Here is a 9,010-nt window from a genome sequence, read left to right on the forward strand (position 1 = left end):
GCACCGGCACCGCACTCCCCGCCCCCGAGGACTTCGCCAACATCCCCGGACTCGGCGTCCAGGGCATCGTCGAGGGCCACGCGGTCCTGGTGGGCCGCGAGCAGTTGCTGGCCGAATGGGAGATCCGCCTGCCCGTGGAGCTGGCCCGCCGCAAGGCCGAGGCGGAGGCCGCCGGCCGTACCGCGATCGCGGTCGCCTGGGACGGTGAGGCGCGTGCGGTCCTGGAGGTGGCCGACGCGGTGAAGAACACCAGCGCGGACGCGATCCGGCGGCTGCGCCGGCTCGGCCTGAAGCCGATCCTGCTGACCGGCGACAACCGGGCGGTCGCGGAGTCGGTCGCGGCCGAGGTCGGCATCGAGGAGGTGTACGCGGAGGTCATGCCGCAGGACAAGGTCGACGTCGTCAAGCGCCTCCAGGGCGAGGGGCGTTCGGTCGCTATGGTCGGCGACGGGGTGAACGACGCCGCCGCGCTCGCCCAGGCCGACCTGGGCCTCGCCATGGGTACGGGCACGGACGCGGCGATCGAGGCCGGTGACCTGACCCTGGTACGCGGGGACCTGCGGGCCGCCGCGGACGCGATCCGGCTGTCGCGCCGGACGCTCGGCACCATCCGTACGAACCTGTTCTGGGCCTTCGCCTACAACGTGGCGGCGCTGCCCCTGGCCGCGATGGGCCTGCTGAACCCGATGATCGCGGGGGCCGCGATGGCGTTCTCCTCGGTGTTCGTGGTCGGCAACTCGCTGCGGCTGCGCGGGTTCCGGGCGGCGGCGTAGGGCACCGGCCGCACGCGGCACGCGCCTGTGGGGCCGGTCCGGGCGGGCGGGCCCCACAGGCGCGTGCGAGGGTCCCGCCCCGATCCCTCAGCGGGGGCCGCGGGCGGGCAGGCCCCACCGGCGCGCGCGAGGGACGTCGCCCGCCCGGCCAAGAGCCCCGGCCTCTACGCGGTCATCACAGGCGCGTGCGAGGGACCCGCCCGGTGGACCAGGGCCCACAAGGCGCGCGCGAGAGCCGCCCGGTGACTCAGGCCCCGCTGCCGCGCGCGAGGGACCCGCCCGGTGGACCAGGGCCCACAAGGCGCGTGCGGGACCCGCCCGGTGACTCAGGCCCCGCTGCCGCGCGCGATGCGCTCTTCGAGCGCCTTCCGGCGCGCCGGCCACTCGTCCGCCGTGATCGAGAAGATCGCCGAATCCCGCAGGCTCCCGTCCTCGCCCGGCGCCCACGACCGGGACCAGTTCCGCAGCACACCCTCGAAGCTCGCGCCCGCCGCTTCGATCGCGGCGCGGGATCGGCTGTTGCGGGCGTCCGTCTTCAGGTCGACGCGTGCCACGTCCCATGCCTCGAACGCGTGCCGGAACAGCAGGTACTTGGCCTCGGCGTTGATCCCCGACCCCTGGGCGGAGGCGGCGAGCCAGGTGAAGCCGACCTCGATCGCGCTCAGCGTGTCCTCGTCCAGCCAGTGCCGGGGCTCCCAGTACGCCGTGACGCCGACCGCGCGACCGGACGCCCGGTCGATCTGCGCGTACGGGAACAGCTTCCCGGTGGCGGTACGGACGAACTGGGCTTCGAAGTACTCCTCGACCTCGTGGGCGCGGGGCACCCACGTGAACTGGTAGGAACTCCGGTCCTCTTCCGCGGCGACCGCGAGGTCCTCCGCATGACGGTGCCCCAGCGGCTCCAGGCGCACGCGCGCGCCCTCCAGAACCGGCCCTTCCAGCACGAAAGCCATCGCTCACCCATCCAGTCGCCGTACGGAGTGTCCTGGGCAGCCTCCCAGAGGCCGAGCGGCCCTGTCGTGCGATTTCGGCCGGGCCGAAGGCGCGGCAACAGGGCTTCTGGGCAGCAGCGTTGTCAGTGGCCGCGCCTACCATCGGATCCATGACGACATGGCTGCACGACACGTTCCCCGGCCGCGATGTGAACCTCGTCTTCGCCCGGGGCCTGCCCGCCGGCGTCTTCTTCGAGGGGCTGCGCGAGCAGAACCGCGAGCCGCTCGCCCAGGGCGAGGCGGACGGCTGGGCGTGGGCAGTGCACGACATGATCAACGTGGCGGAGGACACCGACTACGAAGAGGTCGACTACGGACGGCTCTGCCCGCAGGGGGCGGAAGTGGTCGTCTTCGTGACCGAGCCGTGCAGCGCGAAGGCGCACGGCCCCCACTTCGCGTACTACCGCGACGGGCGCACGACGCTCTTCTTCAGCTTCGAGGACTACCGACAGCAGCGGGTGGGCGACAACCCGGACCATCTGTCGGCCGAGCTGTTCGCGGCGGGCGTGATAGGCCCGGCGGCGGAGTGCGAGGAGTGGAAGGACGGCGTGCACGACTGCTCCGAGCACGAGGACGCCGACGAGCTGCGGCTGGTGCGGACGATCGCCGACGCCTTCGGCCTGCCCTCCCCGCCACTGGCCGCCCTGCCGCGCGACCCCTCGCCGCTCGCCGTGCCGCCCGTCGCCACGGAGCCGGTGGGCGCGGTGGGCGAGGTGGGCGAGGCGCGCCCGGTCGTCGCCCCGGGGACGTACGCCGTCCACGCCCGTGGCATCGATGTGACCGAGCTGGCCGCCGCCTGCGCGGACGCCGGGTACCCGGCCCGTACGCAGGGCGAGTCGGACGGCTGGGCGTGGGTGACGTGGGACGCGGCGGCCGTGCGCGGCGGAGAGGTGTCCCAGCTGGCGGGCTTCCTCACCGGATTCCGCTACGACGAGCGCTTCGGCGGACCGGACCGGGTCGAGACGGTCTTCCTGTCGGGCACACCCGCGTGCACCTGCTCGAACGGGCGGCACTACAGCGTTCAGCACTGCGAGGACCACCCTTTCCAGTTCCAGAACAGCCGGGGCGGATTCGAGCGGACGTACTTCAACGTCGGCCGGGGCCGGGAGACGCAGCGCCACGGAGATCTGCTGGTAGGGGAGTTGCTGGCCGCCGGGATCATAGGCCGGGAGACCCCGGCGTACGAGGCCGATCCCGGCTTCAACGCCGACGGCGCCGTCACGATGCGGATCATCGCCGACCACTTCGGGCTGCCCGCCACGACATGACCGCCGGCGCTCACCTCCCGGCGCGTACGAACCGCACCACCGTCCCAGCCCCCGCCTGGGCGGCAGCCGCCAGCGCCGGTTCGGGGACGACGCCCACCACCGGGTAACCGCCCGTCGTCGGATGGTCGTTGAGGAACACGACCGGGCGCCCGTCCGGTGGGACCTGGACGGCCCCGAGCACCATGCCCTCACTGGGCAGTTCCCCGGCCCGGGCCCGCTCCAGCGGCGGGCCCTCGGTGCGCAGGCCGATGCGGTTGCTCTGCGCGCCGACGCGGTACGCCCGGGTGGTGAACGTGACGAGGGCGGCGGGCGTGAACCAGGTGTGGCGGGGGCCGAAGTGCACCGGGAGCACGAGCCCGCCGGGCGCGCCGGGCCACGGCACCGCGTCGGCGGGCGGGGCGCCGGCCTGCGGAGGCGGGCCCAGCGGCAGTACGTCCCCGGCGCTCAGGGGTGCCGGGCCCAGCCCGGAGAGCAGGTCGGCGGATCTGCTGCCGAGCACCGGATCCGCCGCCACACCGCCCGCGAACGCCAGATAGCTGCGCAGTCCGTGCACCGCGGGCCCCGCGTCCAGCACCGCACCCGCCGGCACGTGCACCGCGGCGCCCCACGCCACCGGCCGCCCGTCCACCGTCACCCGGCACGGCGCACCGCCGACGACCACCCGCACCGCACGGTCCGGGCGGACGGCGCAGCCGGTGACGGTCGTCTCCAGGACGGCCGCGGTGACCGGGTTGCCGACGAGCCGGTTGGCGAGCGCGGCGGCGGGTGCGTCGAGGGCGCCCGCCCGTCCGACGCCCAGGTGGGCCAGTCCGGCGCGGCCCTCGTCCTGCACGGTGGTCAGGGCCCCGGCGCGGACTACCTCGACGGCCCCGGGCCGCACGGACGCCGTCACCGTGCCGCCTCTACGAACCGCACCCGCGCGCCCGGCCCCAGCAGCGCGGCCGGTTCGCGGTGCGGGTCCCAGAGCGGGCCGGGGTCCGGGAGCCGGCCGATGAGCTGCCAGCCTCCGGGGGACGGGCGCGGGTACACCCCGGTGTACGGGCCGGCCAGCGCGACCGCACCCGCCGGGACCCGGGTGCGCGGTGTCGCCCGGCGCGGCAGGTGGAGGTGGTCCGGCAGGCCGGTCAGGTAGCCGAAGCCGGGGGCGAACCCGCAGAATGCGACCCGGAATTCGGTTCCGGCGTGGATGCGGGGCACCTCTGCGGCGGTGACGCCCCAGGCCTCGGCGACATCGGCGAGGTCCGGGCCGTCGTACACCACGGGAAGCTCCACCACCGCGGCCGTGTCGGTTCGCGGTGGCGGTATGTGCCAGGTCGGCAGCTCCCGGGCGAGCGCGGCGGTGTCCCGCGCGATGCCGTCGAGCAGCACCGTCCGCTCGCCCGGCACGATGTCGCGGACGCCGGGCAGTTCGCCCGCCGCGCGGCGCCGCAGCACCTCCGCGTGGAACGCCTCCGTGGCCTCCCGGCCGTCCAGCTCGACCAGCAGCGCCCGGGGCCCGGCGGGCAGCACGACGAGCGGCCGGCCGGGCCGTCCCGCCGCGCTCATGCGAACGCCCGCACCGCGACGCCCGCCTCTTCCAGCGCCGCCCGCACCCGCCGGGCGAGTGCCGCGGCGCCCGGGGTGTCGCCGTGGACGCACAGGGACCTGGCGACGACGGGTATCCGGCCTCCGTCGGCCCCGGTCACGCCGCGGTCGACGGCGAAGCCCACGCTGCGGCGTACGACCTCGTCCGCGTCGTGCACCACCGCGCCGGGCTCGCCGCGCGGCACGAGGGTGCCCTGCGGGGTGTACGCGCGGTCGGCGAACGCCTCCTCGACGGCGGTCAGGCCCGCCGCCGCGGCGCGGGCGAGCAGCCGGGAGCCGGGCAGCCCGAGGACGGCCAGGTCCCCGCCCGCCAGCCGGACGCCCTCGATGACGGCGGCGGCCTGATCGTCGTCGCGGACGGTGCGGTTGTAGAGGGCGCCGTGCGGTTTCACGTACGAGACGCGGGAACCGGCGGCCTCGGCGAACACCCGCAACGCACCGATCTGGTAAGCCACTTCGGCGGCCAGCTCGGCGGCCGGTACGTCCATGGCGCGGCGCCCGAAGCCGGCCAGGTCCCGGTACGAGACCTGCGCGCCGATCCGTACGCCCCGGGCCGCCGCCGAGTCGCAGACCCGTCGCATCACGGAGGCGTCCCCCGCGTGGAAGCCGCAGGCCACGTTGGCGCTGGTCACGCAGGCGAGGAGGGCCTCGTCGTCGGTGAGCGTCCAGCGTCCGAAGCCCTCGCCCAGGTCCGCGTTGAGGTCCATGACCGCGACCGGCGCGCCCAGCGGGTCGTGCCCGTCCACCGGGGCGGGTGCGCCCACCGGATCGTGCCCGTCCACCGGCGCCGGTGCGTCCACCGGGGCCCGCCCGTCCGCCCTGCCCGGCAGGTTCGTCGTATTCGTCACGGCCGCACGGTAGCGCCCGAGATGGCCTCCGGGCCCCGGCGTCTCGGCCGGCGGCTCAGTCGAAGAGGCCGAGCTCGCGCTCCCGTACGCCCTCCAGCTCGTACCGCGTCCCCACCAGCGGGCGGCCCGCGCACAGCCTGATCAGGGTCGCTCCGTCGCCCCGGTACCGTCCGGGGGCCCGTCCCTCCTGCTCCACGCCGATGGTCACTTCCCGCCCGCTGTCCGTGAGCTCCGCGACGAACAGCGGGACCTTGCGGCGCAGGGCGCGCGGAACGAGGAGGCCGAGCGCGTGCGGGAACCCCGGGCCCTCGTACGCCCCGGGCAGCCCCCATGCGTCGCGTACGTCCCCCGCGTGCACCCACTCCCCCAGCGCCACCGCGTCCAGGATCCCGCCCGCCGCGGCGATCGCCGGGCCGGCGTCGGTCATGCCCCGCTCCAGCTCGTCCACGATCTGCGTGTGCGTCCAGTCGGCGCGTTCGGCGATGTCCCGGTCGTTGCACTCGGGGCTGAACACATCGGGGCCGAAGCGGCTCTCCACCACCCGGCTCAGCACGGACCCGCAGTGGGCCAGCACGTCCCGCACCGTCCAGCCGGGGCACGCGGTGCGCAGTGCGAAGTCGCCGTCCGCGGCGGACCGCAGCAGCGGGAGAAGGGCGTCCCGCTCCGTGCGCAGGAGGAGACCGGGCAGTTCGGGATCGCGTTCGTCAGCCATGGCCCCAAGCCAACCATCCCGGCCGCGGGCTGACTTGGGATTCGCCGCCCGCGGTGAACAAGGACACCGGCCGCCGAACGTCCCAGGCCCTAGGCTCGGCGCATGGACGACATGGACCCGGCCCCGCGCAGCAGTGCGGCCGACACGCTCCGCGACCGCTGGCACGAGTGCCTCGTCGCCGCCCGGGGCGGCGATGCGGGCCCCGACCCGTTGCCGTACGCCGACAACCTCCTGGAGCGGTGGGCCGAGCCCCAGCGGCGCTACCACACCACCGCCCACCTGGCCGCGGTCCTCGGCCACCTCGACACGCTCGCCGGTCATGCCGCGGACGCGGACGCGGTACGGCTGGCCGCGTGGTTCCACGACGCGGTCTACCGGCCGGACCGTTCCGAGAACGAGGAGCGCAGCGCCGTCCTCGCCGAGCGCGCCCTGTCGGAGGCCGGGGTGCCCGACGCGACCACCGCCGAGGTCGCCCGCCTGGTCCGGCTCACCGTCACGCACGACCCGGCCGCCGGCGACACGAACGGCGAGGCCCTGTGCGACGCGGACCTCGCGATCCTCGCGGCGTCGCCCAAGGAGTACGCGGAGTACGCGGCCCGGGTGCGCGAGGAGTACGGATTCGTGCCCGACGAGGCGTTCCGGGAGGGCCGGGCGGCGGTGCTGCGGCAGCTTCTGGAGCTGCCGCGGCTGTTCCGTACGCCGCACGGGGCAGCGGAGTGGGAGGCGCGGGCCCGGCACAATCTGGCCACGGAGCTGGAGCTGCTCACGCACTGAGCTCGGCCGGCGCCGCAGCGGGGCGGGGGATGCGCCAGTGCGCGCCGGGGAATGCGCAGGACCGTTTCGCTGTTGGCACCTGTCATGCCCGACTCTGCCGCTCGCCGCTCCCGCATGCCCCTGGCCGTGTACATCCTCGGCCTCTCGGTCTTCGCACTCGGTACCAGCGAGTTCATGCTCTCCGGGCTGCTGCCACCCATCGCCGATGACATGAACGTGTCGATCCCACGGGCCGGGCTCCTCATATCCGCCTTCGCGATCGGCATGGTGGTCGGCGCCCCGCTGCTGGCCGTGGCCACGCTCCGGCTGCCACGCCGCACGACGCTCATCGCGCTGATCTCCGTCTTCGGCCTCGGCCAGGTCGCGGGCGCGCTCGCGCCGACGTACGAGGTGCTCTTCGCGTCCCGGGTGATCAGCGCGTTCGCGTGCGCCGGGTTCTGGGCGGTCGGGGCGGCCGTCGCCATCGCGATGGTGCCGGTGAACTCCCGGGCCCGCGCGATGGCCGTGATGATCGGCGGACTGTCCATCGCGAACGTGCTGGGGGTGCCGCTGGGCGCCTTCCTGGGCGAGAACCTGGGCTGGCGGTCGGCGTTCTGGGCGGTCGGCGCGGCCTCCGCCGTGGCGCTGGCAGGAGTGGCGACGCTGATTCCCCGCATCCCGCTGCCGGACGAGAAGCCGCAGCTCAAGCGGGAGCTGACCATCTACCGCGACCGGCAGGTGTGGCTCTCCATCGTGCTCACCGCGCTCGCGGCAGGCGGTGTGTTCTGTGCGTTCAGCTATCTGGCACCGCTGCTGACGGACGTCGCCGGGCTGGACTCGGGCTGGGTGCCGACCGTGCTCGCGCTGTTCGGGATCGGTGCGCTGATCGGCACGATGATCGGCGGCCGGGTCGCGGACGCGCACCTGTTCGGAGTGCTGCTGAGCGGGATCGCGGCATCGACGGTGTTCCTGGCGGCGCTGGCGCTGTTCGCGTCGAACCAGGCGGCCGTGATCGTGCTGTCGTTCCTGCTGGGCCTGTCGGCGTTCTACACGGCTCCGGCGCTGAACGCCCGCATGTTCAACGTCGCGGGCGCCGCCCCGACGCTGGCGGGCGCGACGACCACCGCCGCGTTCAACCTGGGCAACACCGGCGGGCCCTGGCTCGGCGGCACGGTGATCGACATGGACTTCGGTTTCGAGGCCACCGCGTGGGCGGGGGCGGCGATGACCGTGCTGGCGCTGGTGACGGTGGTCCTCTCGCTGCGGTTGCAGCGCAGCCGCAACGCCTCGTCCCGGCTGGTGGCGGGCGCCCCGGCCGCGGTGTCGCGGGAGGCGGCGCAGGACGCGCCGGTGTGCGCGCCCTCGTCGGCCGGCTGACCGGGGGACGGGACCTCAGCCCGGCGCGGGGCGGCCCTTGGGGCGGCGCAGGCCCGCTTCGGTGATGCGGCGGACCAGTTCCTTGGAGCCGATCTGCCGGGCACCGGCCCGTACCGCGTCCTCGTACCGTGTTTCCGGTACGTCGTAGTGGTCCCGCTCGAAGGCGCGGGGCGGGCAGCCGATGGACGCCGCGAAGGTGTGCAGTTCCTCGAAGGACGCGTCGCTGACCAGGTGCGACCAGAAGCGCCCGTGGCCCGGCCAGTCCGGCGGGTCGATGTAGACGGTCACGGCCGCAGTATCCCGGTGAGCGAGCCGACCGGGGCGACGGCGACGGCCGCCTTCGTGCAGACCCAGTGCGGGTCCGGCCCGAGCTCCGGCTCGACGTCCAGGGCATGCGGGTCGCCCGCGTCGCACACCGGGCACAGCGGCCAGCGGCCGTACCGCTCCAGGAGCGCGTCCTGTACGTCCTGGGCGACGAGACCGACGACGAACTCCACCCCGTCCGGCCACTGCTCGACCCACCAGCGGCGGTGCGTGACCGCGTCCTCGACCAGCGAGACGATCTGCGCCTCGGCGACGTCTCCGGCGGCGAGATCGGCCATGACCAGTGCGCGGGCGGTGTGCAGTGCCTGCTCCAGGGGGTTCAGCTCCATGCAGCCATTGTCCACCTGCGCGCCGGGCGTCCGGCGCGCAGGTGGACAAT

The 9,010-nt window shown here is 74.8% G+C and carries 11 protein-coding genes; 4 read left to right on the top strand and 7 right to left on the bottom strand.

All coding sequences use genetic code 11. The annotated features are described in order from the left end of the window. The coding region (locus JGS39_RS36810) for an HAD-IC family P-type ATPase (RefSeq protein ID WP_219574117.1) at positions 1-773 on the top strand (773 nt) is incomplete at its 5' end. A gap of 326 nt (positions 774-1,099) precedes the next feature. Here JGS39_RS36810 and JGS39_RS36815 read toward each other — a convergent pair. Further along, entirely contained in the window at positions 1,100-1,726 is a 627-nt protein-coding gene (locus JGS39_RS36815; RefSeq protein WP_219574118.1) for a GNAT family N-acetyltransferase, read from the bottom strand. Positions 1,727-1,875: 149 nt separating this feature from the next. Between JGS39_RS36815 and JGS39_RS41265 the strand changes: the two genes are divergently transcribed. Next, on the top strand, positions 1,876-3,033 hold the full coding sequence (locus JGS39_RS41265; protein ID WP_236064226.1) for a hypothetical protein: 1,158 nt from the start codon (positions 1,876-1,878) through the stop codon (positions 3,031-3,033). A 10-nt stretch (positions 3,034-3,043) separates the two neighbouring features. Here the strand turns inward: JGS39_RS41265 and JGS39_RS36830 are convergent, their stop codons facing one another. From JGS39_RS36830 to JGS39_RS36845, 4 genes are all read right to left on the bottom strand, one after another. After that, positions 3,044-3,925, bottom strand: coding sequence for a 5-oxoprolinase subunit C family protein (locus JGS39_RS36830; RefSeq protein ID WP_219574119.1), 882 nt, complete (start codon positions 3,923-3,925; stop codon positions 3,044-3,046). After that, entirely contained in the window at positions 3,922-4,578 is a 657-nt protein-coding gene (locus JGS39_RS36835) for a 5-oxoprolinase subunit B family protein (RefSeq protein WP_219574120.1), read from the bottom strand. Before JGS39_RS36835 ends, JGS39_RS36830 begins: the two co-directional genes overlap by 4 nt. Continuing rightward, on the bottom strand, positions 4,575-5,324 hold the full coding sequence (locus JGS39_RS36840) for a LamB/YcsF family protein (protein ID WP_219574124.1): 750 nt from the start codon (positions 5,322-5,324) through the stop codon (positions 4,575-4,577). The genes JGS39_RS36835 and JGS39_RS36840 overlap by 4 nt, the downstream gene beginning before the upstream one ends. A 196-nt stretch (positions 5,325-5,520) precedes the next feature. Beyond that, the gene (locus JGS39_RS36845) at positions 5,521-6,177 is read right to left on the bottom strand and encodes a maleylpyruvate isomerase family mycothiol-dependent enzyme (protein WP_219574121.1); all 657 of its coding nucleotides are present in this window, start codon (positions 6,175-6,177) and stop codon (positions 5,521-5,523) included. A 102-nt stretch (positions 6,178-6,279) separates the two neighbouring features. Here JGS39_RS36845 and JGS39_RS36850 point away from each other — a divergent pair, with 102 nt between their 5' ends. Continuing rightward, a complete protein-coding gene (locus tag JGS39_RS36850; protein ID WP_236064227.1) occupies positions 6,280-6,951 on the top strand; it encodes an HD domain-containing protein in 672 nt (223 codons plus the stop codon). Between the two features lie 114 nt (positions 6,952-7,065). Next, a complete protein-coding gene (locus JGS39_RS36855; RefSeq protein WP_219574126.1) occupies positions 7,066-8,307 on the top strand; it encodes a Cmx/CmrA family chloramphenicol efflux MFS transporter in 1,242 nt (413 codons plus the stop codon). A 15-nt stretch (positions 8,308-8,322) separates the two neighbouring features. Here JGS39_RS36855 and JGS39_RS36860 read toward each other — a convergent pair whose 3' ends face one another. Then, the gene (locus JGS39_RS36860) at positions 8,323-8,595 is read right to left on the bottom strand and encodes a DUF4031 domain-containing protein (RefSeq protein ID WP_219574122.1); all 273 of its coding nucleotides are present in this window, start codon (positions 8,593-8,595) and stop codon (positions 8,323-8,325) included. Beyond that, complete coding sequence (locus tag JGS39_RS36865) at positions 8,592-8,960, bottom strand: DUF8819 family protein (RefSeq protein WP_148016619.1); 369 nt, start codon at positions 8,958-8,960, stop codon at positions 8,592-8,594. Before JGS39_RS36865 ends, JGS39_RS36860 begins: the two co-directional genes overlap by 4 nt. Positions 8,961-9,010: the final 50 nt, after the last annotated feature.

Source organism: Streptomyces poriferorum, from assembly GCF_019399235.1.
Lineage (GTDB): Bacteria > Actinomycetota > Actinomycetes > Streptomycetales > Streptomycetaceae > Streptomyces > Streptomyces poriferorum.